The organism is Cytophagaceae bacterium ABcell3 (assembly GCA_030913385.1).
GTDB lineage: Bacteria > Bacteroidota > Bacteroidia > Cytophagales > Cytophagaceae > ABcell3.
In genome coordinates this window covers 4446151-4468913 of record CP133159.1, presented here as the reverse complement: position 1 = coordinate 4468913, position 22763 = coordinate 4446151, and the positions used below count along the sequence as shown (strand labels likewise).

Here is a 22763-nt window from a genome sequence, read left to right as displayed (position 1 = left end):
AATTTAGCGGTTTTTGTATTATCCGGACTTAAGCTTTAATAACAGGAGAGGACTCTCCGGAAAGATCTGCAAGTATGGAATTTATGTTGCATGGCTCAATGCCAAGAATCCCGAAATAGTTGCGGTTTTCCACTTCCCCTTCATCGTTACGTGTTTCCATGTCAATTTTTCCATCTTCATTCAGTCTCACATCTACCCGGAGTATGGTATCGCTTAGATTGCCGCCCATTGTTTCTAAATATTTTACTCCGTCTTTTTCCTTTGTTCCCAAAACTATATCACAATGTGAATTGCCCTGAATTGGAGGGTTAATCTCATACTTGCCTTCATTATTTTCCTGAAGAAAGTCATTTCTCAAATTATTAAAGTTCCAGGTACCGCCTCCGGGCCTGTTTACGCAAACCAGATCACCTGGCTGGGGAGTCCGTTCATCAACTCTGTACAACCAGAATATTTTTTCCTGGTCTTTATTTAGGCGGTTCATAAGGGCATGGACAATGTATGTAATATGCCTGTTACTGAATTCAAATCCATCGGATATCTTAATTCCGGCTTTGGCAAAAACATAGCAAATAAATGCCGCGCTCCACGCATTGTTGTCTTTAGCAGCCTCTTTTGCGTGTTCTTCAGGGTCGCTGTTGTGCCCGAAAAGGTTTGCTTCTGGTATGGCTTTAAAATAGTCTGTTAATTTGTTCAGCATGATAAAATTGCCTTCGTCGTCTTTGTCGCCTTCTTTTATTTTGTTGCCATCTTCATCTGTCCAACCCTTTTCTTCCTCCAAAGCTATTTTTAAAACATTGGCATTAGTTTTTATCAGGTGCAGGTTTCTTTGGAAACATTCTACCAGTTGATTGATTTTTTGTTGGTGAAAAAAGCTACTTGTTGGAGAGGAACCTGTCATGGTGAGTTTTGTCAGTTTGCCCTCAGGTGTTGTTGTTTCTGCTGAAAAAGAGCCTACAGAAGGAATCTTTTCTCCGCCTGTTGTCAGTAGGTCCCGCAGGTTTTCAGTGCCGCCATTTTTATGCATAGACTTCGTCAGGTTTTTCATAAGCTCTTGTCCTATATCTCCGGGAATATCGTTTCTCTCTATCATTTCCTGAAGTCTCTTAATATTATTTAAACCTGAGTTTGTCTGGTCTGGCTTTTCCTCATAAAAGTTTCTGATAGCTTTTTCCGAAAGTTCACGCGTCAGGTCGTCCGGAATCATGTTGTGTCTCCTTGCCTCCCTGATTGCGTCAAGCTGAGCGCCCAGTGCTGTGAGACCCGAAGCCTGAGTGCCGAATTTCTGAGCTGCTTCCATAGTTGCCTGAAGTGCCTTAATAGCATTAGCCTGATTGCCCTGCAGACCGGTAATGTCGCGGAAGGAAGCATTGCCCAACAGTTCTGCAGCTGCGCCGAAACCTTGTGGATTGGGTGCTTGTGGGGCGTTCTGGATATTGACCATCGGGTTCGGGAAAGAGGTTACGTCAGTATCTGCCGGAGTTGTACGGCGGGTATCGGTGCTAACAGGCATGATCGGTGTCGGACTATGTGGAATTGGCTCTTCGCTCCACCGCCAGAACCGGTCCTCATTAATTTTTTCACAGCTATTGCATTGCCCCATCACAGCTTCTGCATAAACTCCTTTGGTAGGAATGCTGACACTGGCAGGGGCTGCTGGAGTAAGAGGCTGATACAGGGAAAACAGGTCTACTTCCTTGCCACGTGTATTTGGATCAAGCCGGAAGCCAGGTGCTACAGGCATAACAAGGTTGTTGCCGATAATTCCGATTACCCTGTTTTCAACTACAGATGCCACACTTCTGATGACTCCCTGAGGATAATTTTCAACATCAGAATAATCTGTTATTCTGATACCATCCAGGAACATAAATCTTCTTTCTGCGCTCATGTTCATCCAGATGGCACTATGGTATTTTTCAACGTTATCATTAAGATGGTCCTGCAGTGCACTTGCTATTTCAAGATCCTCGTTTCTGGGGTTGCGCATTTCGGCTCGCGAAAGTGGTGTTGCAATTCTTACTTTTTCCCGGTCATTACTCAGGCCTGAGTATCCCACCAGATCATCCATTATATTGGAGTTTCGGAACAAATGTCCGGAAAAATGTGCCGTATTATAACGGATTGTGCCTGAGGTGATCATAATCTGGGAATTGACAGGGAGGACATCAGCCAGCGATTCTCCATTCTGTAGCATAATGCCTGATGCTTTCCGGATTACTACAGCCTTAATTTCGGATCTTCTTAAAGGGCCGATAGATCCATTTTGTCTTAATGAAACAAACAATGGCTTCCCGTTTTCAAATCTTGTTACCATCGTTGTTGACAGTGGAAGGATTTGTTCAGACTCTACCCCGTCTGTTCCGCTTTGAACAACAGCTTCAATTTTTAACTTCTCAATAAAAGCAGCAGCAATTTCCGGAGCCACATGTTCGTAGAAGAGTTCATTTCTTAATTCAATTTTTGCATCTACTATCCGGTTCAGATGACGTTGTATGGAAGGAACAATGACCATAAACCGCTCTAAAGCTTTCAACAGCTCTTCCTTTTCTTCCAGGATGCTTAGGTCTTGGGGGGCCGGTATTTCAAATTTAATATATATTCCCCCTTCCAGATATTCCAGGTTGTCATCAGCAAATCTGTTTTCAGGCAGATCACTGCCTTCGTAGTCATTTTCAATTCTTTGTATGGCTCCAAAACCTCTTTGTAGCCTTCTGTTGATACTTGAAGACAGTGACTCCTGCCATCTAAGAATCTTTTGATAGTCAAAGTGAGAGATCATCAGAGGTATAAACAGGCACTCCTGAACACTAGCCAGCCGTTGTTGAACCTTTAAGTGCCGCAATACTTCAAAATACTGAATGGTAAGAGAGTGGCAGCGGTTATAGTTTGCTACCGTTTCTGTTTCAGCCGAAAAACGCTCTCCCTGTGTGGCAGTAGTAATAACGGAGGCCCTCTGGCTCCTGATGGCATTGGCAGACTGTAGTGTCCTGTCCCTGAGTTGCTGGAGATCACTTAGGGTAGTATGACGGGATGAATCCTGCCATGCTGTAGAGCTTGCCTTGCTGCTTCCTCCAGATACACCGAGCAAGCCTCCTACGGGACCAGCCACAAAGCCTAATCCAAAGCCTCCTGAGGCAGACGAGGTCCTGGCTGAAGATCCGCCTCTGATATTTTCCCTGAGAGACCCTTGTACTACTTCATTTACATCCCGGTCTCTGCTCAGGGAGTTATACAGGCTTTCTTGGTAGTCCAGGCTTTCCCTTCTTGTGGCCGACTCTCTTCTCTCCCAGTCAAAAACCACGATTTGTTTTTTCTGGCCAGGAGCTAGAGGAAGGCTATATAGAAGGTCTCCTGTTGAATAGCCGTCGTTTAGCCACTCTTGTTTATATTGTAGTAAATGGCCATGTGCAATAGAGGTAGCCTGATAAATAGTAGGGTCTTTGTCCCAATCTATGGAAGTGTTAAGGTTTAGGTTGTGGCGCCCGATGGCCCTGTTTTCACTCCGGGGCTTTATCTTTTCCCTCAGTTTTTGTGCATTGCTCTCGTTCAAAGCTTTCTTTAAGGTAGTTAATGTCAGCCCCTTTTTATTATTAACATGTTTCATTAACACATTTTTTCTAATGCTCCTGTGCAGATATGAAGCAGGTATACTTACTTCTTCATGAGTACGGTCGCTGGCAAGAGGGACTATGTCTATAATATTCTGTACAGAAACTTCTCCATCTTCTTCAAAAGTATATCCCTGAATATCTGGTTCTGTTGTCCTGACGACAGTGTAAAATGAAAATTCATCCACAGCCTTTTTTGGTCTCAGGTAATTCTGTGTTTCACACTCACTGCATGTTTCTTTTTTTTTCTCTTCGTCTTCGGCTTGCACTACCAGAATCATATTGGCAGGAAAGAACAATTTTTCCTCCATTACGGCCTTTTCATCTTTCATTAGCCATACCCTGTCTTTTTCAAGCCTTACCGGAACGTCTGTTGGATGGTTGTTTGTGCTAAGACCTATCCTGGCAAAAGCACCAGTGAAGTACAGTTTGGGCATGTCCATTACAAAATACCCTTCTGTTTCAGAACGGGTAAACTGTAACGGAAAGAAATCTTTTTCCGCAGGGCCTTCCACTGTAGAAGCATAAATGATGATCTGGATATTTTCCAGCTTCTTTTTCCCCTGTGCATCAATAAGCCGTCCTGTTATTTTTTCAGGTCTTTCAGGTATGGTATGTATGCCTTCTGCTCCTGCCAGTTTGCGGGGCAATACCTTTACCTGAACTTTTCCGTCATCATCTGATTCTGTAGCCTTAAGTGTTTTTCTTCCTATGACTTCTCCGGCAGGCGCTTTGACTTCAAGTTCAAGTTCTTGCACCAGCCCGTAGTGTTCAATATTCACGTGCGAAAGTCCGTTAGAGTCAATGGGGAATCTTTCTTCTATTCTCCTTATAAGCTGTAAATTCTCTTTTCTCAATATGTTGTAAAGCACGATAAGGGAATGGTCCAGATAAGGATTTTCCAGAGAATCTATATCGACTATCAGTTGAATTGAATAGCTTAGACCCGAAGGACGGGGCAAAGAAATATGTACTTGCTTTGCTTCTTCTGTTTCTTCTATTTCCTTCCATTTATACTTAGATCTGGTAACCAGTACTTCATTTGGTGCCATTACTTTCAGGTCAACCTCAACAATTCCCTCAAAAGGATCTGACTTAATAAGTATTTCATCCTGAAAAGAAATATCAAACTCCTCTTTAATTACATCCAGGCTGGAACTGCCCCTGTCAACATAAAAATAGGCTTTTAGGGTATAGCCGTTGTAATTAATGCCTTGTTGCTTTTCCAGCTTTACAAGCAGGTTGTTGTTAACAGAGAAAGGTAAATCGATTTTGATGGTTTGGGAATCTTCCAGGGTGATGTCAGTTTTCTTATAAACAGGCTCCCCTTTGGGGGAGTTGACAAAAATATCAAAGGACTTTCCAAGGTAAGTTCCTACTTCTTCTGTAAGGTGTACTTCTACAATGCCATTCGGGGCAATTGAAAACTTTTTAGTATGGCTTGTCGGAAACATGCCTGCAACTCCCGAACGCCATAACTTGTACCCCACTACTACCCTATATCCTGCATATGGATTTTCTCCTTCATCTGATGGGATGTCTGGAAACTGTATTCTGAACAGAGGTTCTACGGTAAGATCCTGAGCCGACGGGGTTTCCTTTTTTGGGTTTCCGTCATCTCTTCCATCTTCAAAATCTACTACATCTGTAAGTTCGTTTAAGTAATTCGGACGGATTTTACTTATTTTTTGTAAATCATCCAACGAGTTTATCACCCCGCCTTTTTCCCTGAAGTTCAGAATGCGGTCAGCTGTAACATCTGCTATGCCTTTTATAGAAGTTAGTTCTTTTTTGGTAGCCTTATTAATGTTTATTTTATCCGCCATGGGCATAAGGGTTATAATGTTTGAAAAAGTAAATTATTGACAGAAAGTGAATTACTTTACCGGAAAAGAATGGATATGTTTATTTTTTAATTCAAAATCTTGTTTGGTGAAAAAACTGAAAAAACTCTTAGCTCAGGGAGGAAATATGAAAAATCAGTATTACTACAGTCAAAAGTTATGTTTTCGGATCCTCTGTTTGTATTATTATACAGGTATTAAACTTTGTTTTTAATGAAAACCTTATAATTTTAATTTTTGCTTGGTTCTCTTTATTTTTTTTGCTTAATATGGTGACAATTGTAACGCTCTGTTTTGTTTAAATTATTAATAGAAATAAACTGGGCTTGTTAATCAGGTGAATTGTTTCATGAAAGAACACAATAATAATCAAATTAACCCTCAGGAGCTTATCCTGACCTCTGACTTGCCAGTGCTTGTTGATCTCTATGCAGAATGGTGTGCGCCTTGCATGGCCATGATGCCTGCGTTAGAAAGAGTGGAGAAGGTTTTAGAAGGAAAGTGCTTGGTGATCAAAGTGAACGTCGATGATCATCTTGATTTGGTAAGCGAATATAAAGTCATGGGGGTGCCAACTATCGCATTATTCTCTCAGGGAAAACTTAAAGCGAGCGTGCCTGGGCCTCTTACTTCTGAACAGATGCTGGAGTTGGTTGAAAAAGAAGCGCTTTAGAATACCAAAGCCCTTCCTTGGTGGTAGGGCTTTAGTATATGGTTTATTTTAATTTCAAAAACCTTTTCTTTACAGGGGCTTCATCCGTATTGATGAGCACAAAATAATGTCCTTCCCGAAGATTTTGGACGTCTAGTTTTGTTTTTCCTGTTATTCCATTTTCAATAGGGCTGTCCATAACAAGTCTTCCCATAGCATCATAAATCGTAATGCTTGTAATGGCTACCGGGGCCTCTATTTGCAAGTAATCAGCGGTAGGGTTAGGGTAAACCTGTACTATAATCTCTTTTGGTGCCTCTACATGGGTAATAAGCTCTTCGTTCCATTGGAAATAAGGATACCCATCGTAATATTCAGGGTCATGGAGCCATAGTTCTTCGAAGTCCCAGTTTTCGAACACGTCTTTAGCTTGGCCTCCGGTCATTTCTTGTGTACTCCTGCCATAGGCACCTTGTTCATACGAAGAGCCAACGCCTTGGTCACGGCCGCTGGTTTCGGTATTCCAATAACTATTAATGATTTCACCTTCTTGAAGTTCACCTACAAGTCCACCTTTTAGTTCACTGCCAATCACTTCTCCGGTGGCATATACATTGGTAATGGTGTCGCTGCTGATTCCAGCAATTCCTCCTACTTGTTCAACACCTCTGACAATACCGGTAGCATAGCTGTTTTCCAAAGGACCTAAAAGTCTTCCAGCAAGTCCTCCAGCAATATTTCCAGAAGCTGTTACATGGCCTCTTGCGTAACATTTGCTTATAAGAGCAGATCCTGCTGACACGCCTGTTAAGCCTCCTATAGATTGGATTCCAGAAGCATCAGCCATGGAGTAGCATTGCATTAACATTCCACCGTTGTGTCTGCCTACAAGCCCACCTACGATCATGTTGCCTTCTACTTCACCAGTCGAGAAGCAGTTAAACACCACGCCGTCATTTCGGCCAGCCAAAATACCAACCCGTCTGTTTCCTTTAACCGTTGCATGTCTTAGTCCAAAATTTATAACTTCAGCGTCTTCGCCAATGTGTTCAAAAAAGCCCACATAATCGTCGTCTGCTTGATCGATGACAAGACCGTTTACACTATGCCCGTTTCCATTAAAATGGCCAGAAAAAATACCAGCAATCGGCTCCCAGTTTTCGTCACTGTCCAAATTAATGTCTTGGTTGAGGATGTATGCAGCCTCTAAATTATGCCTGATAGCATTAAGGTGCTCTGGTGTTTCTACTTGATAAGGATGGTCTTCAGAACCGTCACCTCCGGCAAATTCTGCATAGGTCAATGAACTGTTGAAAAGTGATACACTAAATACAATTAGTGTAAGTAAACTTGGGTGTAAAAGTTTTTGCATCTATTGTAATGTTTAGGTTTGTTAAAAGTGAAGCTCGGGAACAGTAAATTCTGCTCCATGTTTCTATAAGCTTATGTAAAAAACTTTTATCGAAAAAATATTTATTCCGATGTGCGAATTTAAGAAGATGTTTAGTTTGGTCAAACAGTTTTATTTATAACTTTCAGGGTAAAGTTGCTTGAGCCTGAGTTTTGTAAGTTGTTGTGTGAGGCTGGGGGAGGGGATTATTTTCTGGTTTCCTGTACAAGTGCCGAAAAAAGGTTCCTTTGGGCTTTGATGCCAGGCAGGTATTCTGGATGCCACTGTACACCAACAATAAAGCGATGTGAAGCTGACTCTATAGCTTGTACAACTCCGTTTTTCTCTTTAGCAGTAATGATAATGTCTTTTCCTTGCTCTTTTACCGCCTGGCGGTGCAGCGCGTTTACTACTAGCTCTTTTGATTTTAATATCTCCTTGAGCTTTGTTCCTTCATTTACTGTAATGTGTTTGACAGGGAATATGCTTTCTCTGTTAGGTTCTTCAAGGTAAAAAGGGGTGATGTCTTTATGAAGTGTTCCTTTGAAATAGACGTTGATCAATTGGGCGCCCCTGCATATGCCTAAAACCGGGAGGCCATTTTTTACAGCTTGGTCTAGCAACTTGAATTCAAGGGCGTCCCTGTTTTCGTCTAGTCTATGAGATTTACGACTGAATATTCTTCTGATAATAAAAAGTAAGGGGAAAGACAGTAACTGAAAAAACCTTTTTATTCTTTCAAAAAAGGAAATACGTTTGTTCTTAAGGGTTTCATTGAGGTATTCTTGAATAAACCCTTCTTGTTCGTAAGCACCAGGTTGCACATCTGCGCCTCCACCAATGATCAAACCATCAAGTTTTTTCCCTCTTTGGGCTTTGGCAGGCCTTATTCTAACTGGTTTGCCACCTGCCCGCCGAACTGCAAATGCAGTCATTACCCAGGATACGGTTCCCCCTTTGTCAGGCCCTGTTACCCCTATAACTGGTTTATGTTTTTTAAATCCGATCATCTATCAACTCCTCTGTTTTTTTTATCCAATTACTTTCGAACCCTAAAAATGTATTTTCTTTAAGCTCCAAATAATCCCTGCATAGCTGATGGAGAAGGACATGGTCATGGGCTAGGTTTTCTACCCTTACCCACCTGTTCCATTCTGTAGCTAATGACCATTTGGAGAAATTGATCATACTATTGGGCAAGCGGTAGTGAAATGTAGGCCGTGGTTTTACATTGCCAATATCCGTATACTTGTTAATAGTCTCATAGTCCATCCAGGCTAGTATCGGATACAGATCCAATGGCCTGTTTCTATCAGGATTATATATGTGGTAGTCTTCTGCAAATGTTTTGAGATCTGGCTTATAGCTTTCTTTTAAAACCAATGATATATAATCCTCTGTAAATGGATTGATGAAAGCTGTTAAGCGTCTGGTAAAGTTTACTTTAGAGGTTTGGAAGAGCCAAGGGTAAAGTAGCAAAAACGCCTTAAGATAGCTCAGTAAAACTTCTACTTTTTGGTCAGGAACTTCTGGATTGATATGCGTGGCATAGGCCGCAATGAAAGAGTTTTCGGTGCCTTGGGCATTTCTTTTCCAAAGCGCTTCTCGAAGTTTGTCTATTTCGGCCATCTCCGTTAAAGGAACAGGTGGTGTGTCTATTTCATAAGGGACTACCGCAGATGCAAAATATTCTGACAAGTTTTCTATATCCTGAAGCACGGTACCCTCAGATGGGTTGAAACCTGCTTTGATTAATAATTTTTCATAAGACTTTTCAGTCAGGAAGCTGGTATCTATTTTAAGTTTAAAATTGCCTTTTGATGTGTCTTTTATTTCCTGGAGGAACCTGTTGTGTTTAATAAGCTCTCCTCCATAGATCTCTTGTATGCACGCTGCCACTGAATTGAGGTCGAGTTTCCCAAATTCAAGTTCAAAGCCGACTTTGCGGATTTCTCCTTTGGCATTGTTTAAAACTGGTGGTAATATGAATTCCATGTTTAATTAACCGTGGTTGAGTTTTTTATGTTTTTAATACAAAAAAAACAGATGTTGACATATCTCATTTTTTTTGCTATCCCCCATCATCTTTTTCCTGCTGTTTACTTTTTAGCTTTGTAATGTTCGGAATTTTCATCCATTAAACATTTGATGCTTATGACACTTCAATGCTTAAAACCAAAAACCCAGGAATACCTACTTTCTTTATCAAGATTTCTAGGATGTCCTGGAGATAGAGATAAATCGAAAAGAATTCTTGTAGCGGTCTTCCATGCCTTAAGGGATCACCTTTCTTTTGACCAGTCTTTGCAGGTATTGTCAAGTCTTCCTGTAAACTTGAAGTCTATTTATATTTATGATTGGAAGATGACAGAATACCCTTGCGAATCAGATTCTGTGAGTTTTGTCAAATCTGTAGTTCAAAGAGCTGGAAAATTTTCTCACTATGATTTCTCAGACCAAGAGAAAACCTTGAATTACATTCGCCAGGTATTTGAGTTTATGGAAATTAATATTCCTGCTTCAAAGATGGAAATCATTAAAGCTCAATATCCTGAGGATTTAAAGCAAATCCTTAAGTGCGCTTAATGATAAACAAATTAAATACAATTTTATTAGAATACTAAGTGCACATTTAAATTTTTAGCTTATTATGAAACCGTATATCCTTAAGTTTGAAGACATAGACCTTAATAATTTGGCTGATACAGGTGGGAAAAATTCCTCGCTAGGGGAGATGTACCGCAATTTGGCTTCCAAGGGGGTTAATGTCCCAGATGGGTTTGCTACGACAGCCCATGCCTGGAGGATTTTTCTTGAAAAGAATAATTTAGAGCCTGTAATTGAATCAATTCTTTCAGAACTTGATACTGAGGAGTTTTCAAACTTAAATGATATTGGTGAAAGGATAAGGACTGAAATTCTTAAGTGTGATATACCTGACGATATTGCCGAGGATATCCGCAAGGCTTACAGAAGTTTGTGTGACAAGTATGACAGTGAAATACAAGTGGCAGTGAGAAGCAGTGCTACGGCCGAAGATTTGCCACACGCTAGCTTTGCTGGTCAGCATGAGTCTTATCTCAATATTTTTGGGGAAGAACAATTGCTGGAAACTTGCCTGAAGTGCTATGCTTCACTTTTTACAAACAGGGCTATCAAGTACAGACACCATCATGGATTTGAACATTTACAGGTGGCCCTTTCTATAGGTGTACAAAAAATGGTAAGAAGTGACTTATCTAGTGCAGGTGTGTGCTTTACTATTGATCCTGAGTCTGGATTTAAGGATGCCGTTTTGATCACCGGGGCATGGGGGCTTGGCGAAAACGTAGTCCAAGGTGCTGTTGACCCAGATGAGTTTTACGTGTTCAAGCCAACACTTAAAGAGGGGTATAATGCCATTATTAATAAAAAACCAGGTGCCAAACAGCGCACTATGATATATGTTACGGACAAGGATGGACGTAACAGTACGGCAAATATTGATACACCTGCTGAAAAAGCAGAGCAATATGTACTTTCTGATGAGGAAATTTTGACTGTTGCCAAGTGGTCTGTCATTATAGAAGAACACTATCAAAAGCCTATGGACATTGAGTGGGCAAAAGATGGTATGACGGGAGAAATCTTCATTGTCCAAGCAAGACCTGAGACTGTGCACAGCCAAGTGACCTCTACTTTGAAAATCAGCGAATATTCGCTTAAGGAAGAAGGGAAAGTGTTAGCTAAGGGAAAAGGTATAGGCAATAGAGTCGTTTCTGGCATTGCAAGAATCTTGGACTCCCCGAAAGATGCGCACTTATTGCAAAAAGGGGAAATATTGATAACAGAAATTACCAACCCTGACTGGGACCCTATACTGAAAAAGGCCTCGGCTATTGTTACCAACAAAGGTGGCCGTACCAGTCATGCGGCTATTGTAGCCAGAGAGCTGGGTGCATTGGCGGTGGTAGGCGCTGCGGGAGCCACTGATAATATTAAAGATGGAGAATGGGTGACGGTTAGTTGTGAAGATGGTACCAATGGAATTATCTATGAAGGAAAGCTGGATTTTGAGGAGCATGTTACGGAAATCAACAAGTCTGACATGCCTGACACAGAAGTCAAGTTTATTATCGGTGATCCTGATAAAGCATTTAAGCTTGCCGCTTACCCTAACAATGGTGTAGGGTTAATGAGGCTTGAGTTTATTATCAATAATTCCATTCAGGTGCACCCAATGGCATTGGTAAAGTTTGATGAGCTTAAAGATGAATCTGTCAAAGAGCAAATAGAGCAGATCACACATCATTATCCTGATAAGAAGGAGTATTTTGTGGACACCCTTGCACGTGCGGTAGGTACTATAGCAGCAGCTTTTTACCCTAAAGAGGTTATCGTGCGAATGAGTGACTTTAAGACTAATGAGTATGCCAATTTGATAGGTGGATCTGATTTTGAGCCAAAAGAAGAAAATCCAATGCTAGGGTTTAGGGGTGCCTCAAGATACTACAGTGAAGCCTATAAGGAAGGATTTGGCTTGGAATGTAGGGCTATGAAAAAGGTTAGGGATGAAATGGGATTGCACAATGTCAAGCTGATGGTTCCTTTTTGTCGTACGGTAGAAGAGGGGAGAAAGGTGCTTGATATCATGAAGCATTATGGTTTGCGTCAGGGGGAAAATGGCCTGGAGGTGTATGTTATGGCAGAGCTTCCTTCTAATGTGCTTTTGGCAAGGGAGTTTGCTGAAATATTTGATGGGTTCTCTATAGGTTCCAACGACCTCACCCAATTGACGCTTGGAATTGACCGTGATTCTTCTACAGTCAGCGAGTTGTTCAATGAGAATGACCTTGCTGCCAAGAAGATGATCTCTATGGTCATTCGAGCCGCCAAGAATGCAGGTAAGAAAATAGGTCTGTGCGGACAGGCGCCTAGTGACTTCCCTGAATTTGCAAGGTTTTTGGTCCGCCAGGGTATTGATAGCATTTCTTTCAACTCAGATGCGTTGTTAAAAGGCATCTCTAATATTAAAGCTGCCGAAGATGCCGTGCAAAAAGGTGTAGAAGAACTTGATGAACTTGAAATAAAAGTGCTTAATACTGGTTTATAAATTCCGAACAAAAACCGCCAAGCCTGTGTAAGGTCTAGCTTTTAGACTTTATCCAGGCTTTTATTATTTCTTGTTGATATTTACGGCTAAGGAAGCCGTAGCCATAAAATAGTTGTCTCTTCTGTCTTCTTCGAAAGCAAAAACTGGATCCGTGTTGTAAAAGTTCCGACCTTCTAGTCTTGCTAAAACAGTTTCTGAGATATGATAATCAATATTTATAGATAAACCTACCATATTGACGCCGGCTGGCTTATCTATAATAATGTTCGAACGGTCATGAAAATATTCTGCACGTATGGCGGTAGCCAACGTTTGAGAAAGTTTGTATTGGCCAATGACAACAGGCGTAAACCATCGGAAGTATTCATCTAAAATTTTTTCATGCCCGATGTCTAAACCGCCTATGAGCGAGAGTTTCTTTGTTGGAGACCATATTCCATAAAAATTGTTGAAGATCCGTAACCTTTCGTAGTCATCAGGATGGTCAGAACCTAAAAATGTACTCCAGTTAAGTGTAAACTTGTCAGATGGAGAATAGGTTACTTGAGTTCCGAAGTGGGGGCGTTGATTGCCTGGTATTCTTTGTATGCGTTGCCAACCGTTCATAAGGTATACCGCTAGGGTCAGGGAGGTGTCAGGTTTCCAAGAAAGACTAGCCCCTGAAATATAATATGGAGAGTTTTCCGCTGCCAATGATCTTGTAAGGGTTAAATTTTCTGAGGAAATAGCACTTTCAAAACCCATGTAGGATGGTAGAATGCCTGCATCTAGCCAAAGATTGTCGTAAAGCTTTACTCCTGCATTGGCTTCAAAAACATGCCTTAGCAAGATAGGTTCATGTGCTAAGTTATATTGGGCATAGTTTCCGGCCATAAGTCCTATATTGGCTCTGTAATGCTCGTTTTCTGTTGAGAATTTTATTAGCCCCAAGTTTAAGTTGACTTCATTATGACGCTTGTGGTTAAAAATAAAACCTGGACGTTCGTGTATAGCAGGACGTGCAGCATCATACCCATAATAAATATCTGCAAAAATTTGGGTGTTTATTTCTGGTAATTGGGCTATTGCGGGATTAACTGTTCCTAAAAAAATAAGTAAGGCGAAAAGTTTTTTCATTTAATCAGCAGGTTCTATATGTACCAATACATCCCGGATCCTGGGATTTTCTTGCTTTAAAACATCTTTTACTTTGTGGGCTATGTCATGGCCTTCCCTGACACTTTTTTCTCCATTTACCAAAACATGTAAGTCTATATAATACTCAAAACCCATTTTTCGCACAAAGCACTTATCCAAGCCTTCAACGCCTTCGATTTGAGCGGCAATTTGTTTTGTTTGCTCATTCAGCTCTGGTGGAGGGGCTGTGTCTAAAATCTCAGCAAAGGCGGGGGTGAAGATCGTCCATGCATTGTAAAGGATAATGGCAGCGGCAAACAAAGCAGCCCAATCGTCTGCGCTTTCATAACCTTCGCCACCAATGAGTGCTATGGTTATTCCTATAAATGCAGCAGCAGAGGTGATCGCATCGCTACGGTGGTGCCAAGCATCAGCTTTCACAGCGCTACTTTCTGTTTCATGACCTATTTTGATGACATACCTGTAAAGCAGTTCCTTGATGAAGACCACTACGAGAAGAACCACTAATGTATAAGGTCTGGGCAATTCATGGGGCGTCATTATATGCCTGATGCTTTCAATACAAATGTAAATAGCAGCCCCTATCATGAAGAAGGATATTACGATACCGGCTACTGGTTCCGCTTTGCCATGGCCATACGGGTGATTTTCGTCTGGCTCTTTGGCAGAAACTTTCAGCCCAATGATCACTATTACGGAAGTAAAAACATCGGCGGCAGATTCTACAGCATCAGCCACTAACGCTTGGGAGTGGCCAAGTACACCTGCTACCCCTTTAATGACAGCAAGAAAAAAACCTGCAACAATTCCAATAACTGATGTTTGAATCCCTTTGTCCGATGGATGTATTTTTTCTTCCATATTTTCGGATTTATGGTTTAAAACTACGTACAATAATTGTAATAGACCATTAAATTTTTAAATTTCCGGCATGGATAAAATAAAGATCTCTTTCCCTGGAGGAGCGGGTACTGTAACCGGTTCCAAAACACTTGTGGAGTACAAGTCGCATAAAATACTTATTGACTGCGGCTTGTTTCAGGGACTTAAACAACTAAGGCTGATGAACAGGGAGCCTTTTCCGGTTGCTCCTGAGGAAATTGATGCTGTACTGCTTACTCATGCACACCTCGACCATTCCGGATACTTTCCTTTGTTGGTAAAACAGGGGTTTAAAGGTAAAATTTACTGTACAGAACCCACGCGAGACTTGACCTTTATTATTTTACTTGACTCAGGAAAAATTCAAGAGGAAGAAGCGGAGCTTGCCAATAACGAGGGCTTTTCTAAACATCACCCTGCGCTTCCTTTATATACAGTGGGAGATGTTGAAAAATCCCTGAGGCACTTTGAAATGAAACGTGAAGGAGAGTGGATAGAGCTTTTTCCAGAGGTGAAGTTTTGTTTTAGGCATAGTGGGCACATTATCGGTTCGGCACTTATAGAAATGCAGGTAGGGGGCAAGAAGTTGGTTTTTTCAGGTGATCTAGGACGCAAATCTCCTTTATACCTCTACCCATCAGTGGTCCCTAAGGAGGCAGACCTGCTTGTGATGGAGTCTACTTATGGTGATAGGGCTCATCCTGAAGCTAGTACAGACGAAATTTTGTCTGAAATAATCAATGACACCTTGAGGAAGAAAGGAAGCCTTGCCATTCCCGGGTTTACAGTAGAGCGCGCACAAGAACTTATGGTGAGGATTAACAGGTTAAAGAAGCAGAATAAGATACCTGACGTGCCAGTATTTCTGGATAGCCCTATGGCGGCAGATGTAACGGAGGTCTTTTGGCGCAATGGCACTTGGCACAGGCTATCGGATGAGGATATCAATGATATGAAGCAAAAAGTAGTCATTGTGCGGGACATCAAAACTACCTATAAGGTTATTAATAGTGTACAAAACAAAATTGTAATTGCTGGCAGTGGCATGATTACCGGAGGGAGAATCTTAGAGTATTTAAAGGCTTGGCTTAACAATCCTAATAACACTATTTTATTGTCAGGGTATCAGGCAGAAGGTACTAGAGGACGACATTTGTTGGAAGGGGCGAGCGAAATAAAAATTCATGGAAAGTACTATCCTGTTAAGGCTGAAATCAAGACTATTGGGGGATTGTCGGGGCATGCAGGACAAGATGAATTGTTAGACTGGGTCGGGGCTTTTGAGAAACACCCTCAAAAGATACTTCTTAACCATGGAGAGCCTAAAGCTGCTCTTGCATTGAGAGATATGATAATAAATAAACATGCTTTAGATTGTGAAGTGGCAGAAATGAATAAGGATTATGAAATCTAGAAAGGTTCTATGAAGCTGATGGTTCAGTAGCAAAACGATAGGTTTGAATATCGTTTTGCTATGAATTTAATATTTAGGATTACCTATTTAAGTCTCTAGGAAGTAATAAGTTTTTTTGTCTAAGAAAGAAAGTAAGGCCCTGCTGGCGAGGCAAAAAGTAACTAAGCGAGCCTAGGTAAGCTAATAACACATAAGATACCTAAACGGGTAACCCTATTAATTTTTTAGTCAACATGGCTTGCCAGTAGCGGTACTTCGCTTTGATATGCTACTACTTTGGTAATGCTTCTGTCGTACAATTTCTCTATGAAAGTACGTTTACGAGTGCTCATGGCCAACAGGTCAGTAGGGAGATTGGTCATTTGATCCAATAGTCCGTCTAAAAAATGCTCCTTTCGGACAATCTCAAAGGTAAACTTAACTTTTTTGTTAGCCCGCTCTCTCACGTCTTTTTCGAACTGCATCATTTTTTCCATTGATTTCTCTGGCTTTTCAGCTACATGTATAACTCTTATATGACTGTCAAATGGAGCTAGCAAATTAGAAAGAATAGTAATTGAGGTTATGTCTTTTGCTTTAAACTCGGTTGCAAAAATTGCTGAGGAAAAACCTGTTAACCTAGCATGCTCAGGTATGGCCAAAACAGGACAAGGTGCACTTTCTATAAGTTCCGCAGTAAAGCTCCCGAACAATACAGAGTTTACGGCTCCAGCACCTCTGGTTCCGGCAATGACCATGTCAATATCGTCATCTTTTACCACTTTTTTTACGGCTTCTATAGCCTGACCTGTTCCGACTTTATAAGTATATTTAATAGCATCACACTTACTTTGTATATGTGTAACCAATTTTTGTAGTTTGTTTTTGGCTACTTTTTCATCTTCCTGTATGTCAAAAGATACCTTATTCCGCTTTGGATCAGTATTTACCAGTACTGCTTGGTATACATGATAAAGCATGATTTCTGCCTTATGTTTTTCGGCTAACTTAACAGCATATTCTAATGCATTGATGGAGTTTTTAGAAAAATCTGTTGGGACAAGTATTTTGGAGAGTTTCATAAAAATTATAGTTTTTGTAATTATACTATACAGTTTAAGAATATATTATGACAAAGACACCTTGGTTTAGCCCCCTATTAATCGGACTATTTTATTTTTGAATTTGTATTACTCTTACCACCCACCATATCTTTGTATCAGCAGGAAACGACTGACGGTGACCTTTGAACCGATGTCGTGTAACTTGGAGTGTTGGGCCCATTCACTTCTTTTTGCAAATTCTCGCCCTCATTGAGAGGGCTCGTATTTGAGCAGGAAACTTCCCTCCGGCTCCCATTACCCGATATCTCCTGATATGGTATTGATAGCTTAAATTTAACTCTTTTTTTAGCTTTTTCAATACGAATAACTTTTCCTTCATTCCATAACTCCCAGAACTTCATTGGCCAGAGGTATGCTATAGAAGAATGCAGCCTTACGTTGTTGTACTTGTAGTAGAACACATTCAGGCGTTCTTCTAATTCATCAAGGGACCAGAACGTATGCCCTTCTAACGCGTGCTTCAATATGCTATGAAAGCTTTCCACATGACCGTTTTCCTGAGGTGTATATGGATGTGTAAACACCTGATTTATATGATTCTCCTTAAAAAAACCTCTTATTTCAGCAGCACTGAACTGAGGTCCATTGTCATTCCTTAACTCCACATGAACACCTTTTGATAGCTGGTCAGCAGCTTGTAAATGCTCGGTTATCACTGCTTCCCAAGCCTGTTTTATCTGACTTTTTCGCATACTGAACCCGACAGACCAGTGCAGAACCGCACGGGTAAAAGTGTCGATAATTGTAAGAATGTAGGCATACCGCCGCTCTCTGGTGATCCAGACTTGTTTAATATCCATTTCAAGAACCTCCAGAGGGCCTTCGGGTGTAACAATACGATATTTGATATATGTTTTTCCAGTTGCTTTCTGTCTGGCTTTAAGCAATAAAGCTTTTTTCATCAACCTGTACACCTTCTTATGGTTGATCACGAAGCCAAGCAGCATCAGCTGTATTGTCATTTTCCGATAGCCATAATCTGTGTCCGGATCTAATTGTATTCTGGAAATTTCTGCCACCACATCCTCATTTGTACACTCGGTGTGTTCATCATCAACACGCCTGAAGACCACAGAGCTTTTCTTACGGCCTCTGCGTCCTGCCTTAGGTATATAGTAAAACTGGTGCCTTGTAAGTTGTAGAATCTCAAGAACTCTATCCCTTGTTAATCCCTGGCCGATGTACTTTACAGCTAATTCTTTTTTTTCGGACAGGGATACTTCTTTTTTAGCAGATCATCTTTTAAACGGGCTTCCAGCTCCTTTTCAGCTATTATTTTCTTCAGATAGTCATTCTCTTTTTCAAGTCTTCTGATTTCCTTCAGATGTTCCGGGGTCATGCCGTGCCGGAAACCTGCATCGCCCATGCTTTCAAATTTTTTCTTCCAGTTGTAATATGTGGCAGGATATACTCCATACTTGTCAAGGGTCACCTGAACGCCATTGCTTTCAGCTTCTTTGAGGATCTTGACTTTTTCTTCTTTGGTAAATGTTCTCTTTTTCACGGACATAAAATTACTAATTTTAAACTATAATTGTGTCCGATCTTTTAAGGGGCTTAATCACACCTAAGTATAATGATTTAACTCCTATTTATGTTTCTGTAAAATGTGAGTGCTACTGGTGTTTTAGCTCTAACGTCAGGGTTGCAAGTGTATAAAAGGGCTATAGGACGCTTTAGTTTTATGTGTCAAGAAGGTGCTTTTCTTTATATTTGGTTATTGCCTGAGGGTCGAAACGGACAAATATATATATATAAATAACTCTTGCGTATTTGAATATTGCCCCCCATAGTGTAAGCATTAGAAATATATAAGTACCCAAAAATACAAGGTCTGGGACTTCGAAAAACAAGATCATGCTAAAAAACAGTGTTAAAAACAATGCTGTGCCCAACGCATAGCTAACGTACATGGCCCCATAGTAAAAACCTGGTTCTGGTTCTGTACGCTGACCACAACAGCCACACTTTTGAGGCATACTGTCCAATTTTTTAAAATTAAAGGGGTTTTTAGTGACAAAAAGCGCTCCTTTATGACAACGGGGACATTTCATCTGGAGTATGGATTTTAGCATGTCGTATTCTATTTTTCCTGTTTTAGTAACGAATTTACAAATATGTTAATTCATATTGATGTAGGTGTCCGTGAAATTTTAACTTGAAAGAGGCGATAGAGCTTTCTTGCGTAGCAAAGTAATTTAAAATCAGTAGCATCGCTCACATTTGTGTCTTAGCCATAGCGCTGCTATGCTTTAGCATAGATCGGATATTTTGAATTGACTTTTATTGAAGTAAATTCTTTTTGTTGTCGATCAGGTGGGTATATTTGTAGATTGTTAAAATGTTGTTTAATGTTAAATTTATTTTTATGAAAAGAATTTACTCGGTTTTTTTTGCTTTTGCCCTTCTAATGGCCAATAGCCTTTATGCGCAATGCACATTTTATGGCTTTGTTGAAAATGATGCTGGAGACGGGTATTATTTAAAAGAATTTGATGAGACTGATATGTTTGTCGTAAAGGAAATTGGCGTAGTAGATCATGAAGACTTAGATGAACAGTTAGGTGTGAGTGCTTTTCGAGAAGCCAACCAAACCATTATTTTGGGTGCTTATGAAGAATATATAGTTGTAATTAACACTGATGATGGGAGTTATGACTTACACCCTCTTTATGAAAATGAAGAGGATGATGAAGTTAATATAGTAGGCCTTTTTATGGACAACCTTAATGATGTGCTGTATGGGATTATTATGAATTTTGATCAGGAAGAGACGCAGTTAGTGGAGATCAATCCAGAAAATGGTAATACGAGATTGATTGGAGCTATCGCTGATTTAGAAGAACCAATGGGGTATGGAGAGTTACCAGCAGGTGCTTATGACAGACATTCTAATAGAATTTACCTTGTAGGAATGAATGACGAGGATGAGCAGGCTTTGTATGTAATCAATCCTGATGATGCATCTAGTGTTACAGTAAAAACAGACAAGGAAATTATTGAAGCTATTTTTGCCGATGATAAAACTGGTGATGTTTTCTTGTTGCAGGGATTGGAAAGCGATCCTTTTCAGTTTGTATTTCACAAAATCGATAAAGGTGATTTGACATTTGAGGAGGATTTTAGGTTAACGCCTGACGGATTGTTTGTGAATGAAATAGGTGCTTCTTTCAACTTTCATTCTAAAAATTTAGTTATAGGTGGCTGGGAGAGCCCTTCTGAGGTTTTCCATGTGATCAATATCGAGACACAGGAGTTTACCGCAAAAGGTTTAGAAATATCTGATTTTCCTACTTTAATAGTTCATGGGAATTGTGGAGTGCCTACTTCTGTGTCTGTGCCAGCTTTAGTCGGTGCAATTAGCTACAATAATCCAGCTTCGGGCATACTGAATATAAAATCGGAAGATGTCAGCGCAGGAGAGCTTGTTTTATACAATAGTGTATTGCAGCCTGTTTATAAATCTGTATTAGAAAATGGAGAAGCAAGTGTGGCTACTGGAGGTTTTAAACCAGGTATGTATTTCTTCCGTATCATGGGCGAAGGGAAATCTTCGGAAATGAAGAAAGTAATTATTGTTGATTAAGGCAACCCTTCTGTTTAAGAAAATAAGAGATAGCTATAAACCCAGATTCTATTATAGAAGTTTTTTTCTATTCAGAATCTGGGTTGTATTAATATTATAAGGAAACTGGACTATTTGCCTGGCTTATCACCTAAAACATCTGCTATTAGTGCCGCAGCACCGAGAACGCCAGCTTCATTTTTAAGGCTTGCATGCTCTATAATCAGCGAGTCGGTATAATAAGGAGGAAGGTAGGTCTTTAATACTTCTTTTGCTTCAGGGACGATAAATTCACTTGCTGCCGCAATGCCGCCGCCAATTAAAATTTGATCTACATCAAGTATTCTTACGATAGTTACGATAGCTTCACCCAATACATGTCCAATGTTTTTTAGCACATGAAGTGCCACATCGTCTTTTTCAAGCGCGGCGTCATAGATCATTTTAGGGGTAATTTCTTTTCCAGCCAAAGATGACTTGCCTTGAGCTGCCTGTATTTGTGCATAGCAATTGGAAATGATCCCCTTTGTGCCGATATGCTCTTCTATAGTTTTCCCCCCAGGACCTACAATATGACCAGCTTCCATTCCATTGCCTCTTCCGCCGGTAAATAGTTTTCCATTGATAACAGCCCCGCTACCAATACCTGTCCCTAAAGTCATCAAAAGCATGTTTTCTTTGCCTGTGCCATAAATATATTCTCCAAGTGCAGCACAGTTGGCATCATTTTCAATTCTGACAGGAAGGTTCAGTTCCTTTGTTAAATAAGGGACAACTGAAACTTCTCCAATGTTTGGAATATTGGGAAGGAAAAGTACTTTTTCTTTAGCTTGGTCAAGCAGGCCAGGGAAACCAATACCTACACCTCTTATGCCAGGAGTTTCTTGTTGAAAGTCTTTGATCACTTTCAGTAGGTTTTCAGTAAATTTATTATCAGCCGTAACCTCTGGTGTAGGGATTTTTTTTGAAGCACTTATCTCGCCCTGCTCGTTTACCAAACCTGTTTTAATATAAGTTCCTCCGATGTCTATGCCTAGTATCATTTTAATAGTTTTTTGATTGTAATTTATAAAAAAGATTCATAAATAGTGATTATAATCATGAGCCTTACTGACTTAAGTAATTCTCTTCCTGAAGTCTTTTGTAGACCTTTGTTTCAATCCAAAGGCAATATAGCCCGAAGAATAAAAAGAATCCAAAACTAAATTAATTTTAATTGTTATGAAAACTATTCTTGTTCCTACAGATTTTTCGAAAGAAGCCAATAATGCACTTGATGTTGCTTATGTAATCGCTAAACAAACCGGTGCAAAAATCGAATTGTTGCACATTGTGGAAGGAATTTTTGAAGAGAAATTCTCTCCTGGCGGAAATTACATGAAAGAAGATGGGATGAATAAGGTCTTTATTATTAAGCTTATTGAAAAAGCCCACAAAGACATGAAGAAGCTTATTGAGAAAAAAGGCTATAAAGACATTTCGGTAGCTTTTGATGTGAAGGTGGGAAGTGTTTTCAATCACATTTCCGAGATCATTACAGAAAAGGAAATCGATATGATCGTGATGGGTACTAAAGGTCAGGGTGGCCTTAAAGGGCTACTGGTTGGATCCAATACGGAAAAAGTGGTAAGGCTTGCTAGATGCTTAGTATTGGCGGTTAAGGATAAAACCGAAAATTTTGCACTTCAGAATGTTGTTTTAGCTACTGCTTTAGATGACTACTCTAGCGAACTTATAGTTAGCGTAAGGGAGTTGCAGAAAATTATGAACTTTAAGCTACACTTACTGTATGTAAATACGCCTTCTGAGTTTCATTCTACCGAAGAAGCAATGGTTTCTCTTAAAGAAATATGCAGGCTTTACAAACTAGATAACTGTACACTTAATGTGATCAATGAGTATAGTGTGGAGAATGGTATTATGGACTATGCTTACCAGGTGAAAGCAGACTTAATAGCAATGTCTACACATGGTAGAAAAGGTATTTATCACATGTTCCAAGGCAGTATAAGTGAGGATATGGTTAAATATTCTGGCAAGCCGATATTAACACACCTTTTAAGCTAATAAGCT

The 22763-nt window shown here is 40.2% G+C and carries 17 protein-coding genes; 6 read left to right on the top strand and 11 right to left on the bottom strand.

The features are described from left to right. Positions 1–28 precede the first annotated feature (28 nt). Complete coding sequence (locus tag RCC89_18240; protein WMJ75087.1) at positions 29–5437, bottom strand: DUF2272 domain-containing protein; 5409 nt, start codon at positions 5435–5437, stop codon at positions 29–31. A gap of 367 nt (positions 5438–5804) precedes the next feature. Between RCC89_18240 and RCC89_18235 the strand changes: the two genes are divergently transcribed. Next, positions 5805–6128 carry a thioredoxin domain-containing protein gene (locus RCC89_18235; GenBank protein WMJ75086.1) on the top strand — a complete coding sequence of 108 codons (324 nt, stop codon included), beginning with the start codon at positions 5805–5807 and terminating at the stop codon, positions 6126–6128. A gap of 43 nt (positions 6129–6171) precedes the next feature. Here the strand turns inward: RCC89_18235 and RCC89_18230 are convergent, their stop codons facing one another. From RCC89_18230 to RCC89_18220, 3 genes are all read right to left on the bottom strand, one after another. Then, the gene (locus RCC89_18230; protein ID WMJ75085.1) at positions 6172–7479 is read right to left on the bottom strand and encodes a T9SS type A sorting domain-containing protein; all 1308 of its coding nucleotides are present in this window, start codon (positions 7477–7479) and stop codon (positions 6172–6174) included. Positions 7480–7703: 224 nt separating this feature from the next. Further along, on the bottom strand, positions 7704–8507 hold the full coding sequence (locus tag RCC89_18225) for a type 1 glutamine amidotransferase (GenBank protein ID WMJ75084.1): 804 nt from the start codon (positions 8505–8507) through the stop codon (positions 7704–7706). Further along, a complete protein-coding gene (locus RCC89_18220; protein ID WMJ75083.1) occupies positions 8494–9492 on the bottom strand; it encodes an amidoligase family protein in 999 nt (332 codons plus the stop codon). The genes RCC89_18225 and RCC89_18220 overlap by 14 nt, the downstream gene beginning before the upstream one ends. A gap of 159 nt (positions 9493–9651) precedes the next feature. Between RCC89_18220 and RCC89_18215 the strand changes: the two genes are divergently transcribed. Beyond that, positions 9652–10083 carry a DUF2267 domain-containing protein gene (locus RCC89_18215; protein ID WMJ75082.1) on the top strand — a complete coding sequence of 144 codons (432 nt, stop codon included), beginning with the start codon at positions 9652–9654 and terminating at the stop codon, positions 10081–10083. 64 nt (positions 10084–10147) lie between these two features. Beyond that, the gene (gene ppsA, locus RCC89_18210) at positions 10148–12589 is read left to right on the top strand and encodes a phosphoenolpyruvate synthase (GenBank protein WMJ75081.1); all 2442 of its coding nucleotides are present in this window, start codon (positions 10148–10150) and stop codon (positions 12587–12589) included. 63 nt (positions 12590–12652) lie between these two features. Here the strand turns inward: ppsA and RCC89_18205 are convergent, their stop codons facing one another. Both RCC89_18205 and RCC89_18200 read right to left on the bottom strand, forming a co-directional pair. After that, a complete protein-coding gene (locus tag RCC89_18205; GenBank protein ID WMJ75080.1) occupies positions 12653–13705 on the bottom strand; it encodes a porin in 1053 nt (350 codons plus the stop codon). Then, on the bottom strand, positions 13706–14587 hold the full coding sequence (locus RCC89_18200; GenBank protein WMJ75079.1) for a cation diffusion facilitator family transporter: 882 nt from the start codon (positions 14585–14587) through the stop codon (positions 13706–13708). Positions 14588–14657: 70 nt separating this feature from the next. Between RCC89_18200 and RCC89_18195 the strand changes: the two genes are divergently transcribed. Further along, complete coding sequence (locus RCC89_18195) at positions 14658–16022, top strand: MBL fold metallo-hydrolase (protein ID WMJ75078.1); 1365 nt, start codon at positions 14658–14660, stop codon at positions 16020–16022. A 224-nt stretch (positions 16023–16246) separates the two neighbouring features. Here RCC89_18195 and RCC89_18190 read toward each other — a convergent pair whose 3' ends face one another. From RCC89_18190 to RCC89_18175, 4 genes are all read right to left on the bottom strand, one after another. After that, on the bottom strand, positions 16247–17083 hold the full coding sequence (locus tag RCC89_18190; protein WMJ75077.1) for a universal stress protein: 837 nt from the start codon (positions 17081–17083) through the stop codon (positions 16247–16249). 137 nt (positions 17084–17220) lie between these two features. Beyond that, positions 17221–18306 (bottom strand): IS3 family transposase, encoded by a 1086-nt coding sequence (locus tag RCC89_18185; GenBank protein WMJ75671.1) that lies wholly within the window; start codon positions 18304–18306, stop codon positions 17221–17223. 11 nt (positions 18307–18317) lie between these two features. Further along, positions 18318–18635, bottom strand: coding sequence for a transposase (locus RCC89_18180; protein ID WMJ75076.1), 318 nt, complete (start codon positions 18633–18635; stop codon positions 18318–18320). Positions 18636–18807: 172 nt separating this feature from the next. Next, a complete protein-coding gene (locus RCC89_18175) occupies positions 18808–19179 on the bottom strand; it encodes a DUF983 domain-containing protein (protein ID WMJ75670.1) in 372 nt (123 codons plus the stop codon). Between the two features lie 314 nt (positions 19180–19493). On the opposite strand from RCC89_18175, the gene RCC89_18170 reads away from it, so the two are divergent. After that, positions 19494–20711 carry a T9SS type A sorting domain-containing protein gene (locus tag RCC89_18170; protein WMJ75075.1) on the top strand — a complete coding sequence of 406 codons (1218 nt, stop codon included), beginning with the start codon at positions 19494–19496 and terminating at the stop codon, positions 20709–20711. Between the two features lie 110 nt (positions 20712–20821). On the opposite strand, the gene RCC89_18165 is transcribed toward RCC89_18170, so the two are convergent. Continuing rightward, entirely contained in the window at positions 20822–21733 is a 912-nt protein-coding gene (locus RCC89_18165) for an ROK family protein (GenBank protein WMJ75074.1), read from the bottom strand. 178 nt (positions 21734–21911) lie between these two features. On the opposite strand from RCC89_18165, the gene RCC89_18160 reads away from it, so the two are divergent. Then, complete coding sequence (locus RCC89_18160; GenBank protein ID WMJ75073.1) at positions 21912–22757, top strand: universal stress protein; 846 nt, start codon at positions 21912–21914, stop codon at positions 22755–22757. Positions 22758–22763: the final 6 nt, after the last annotated feature.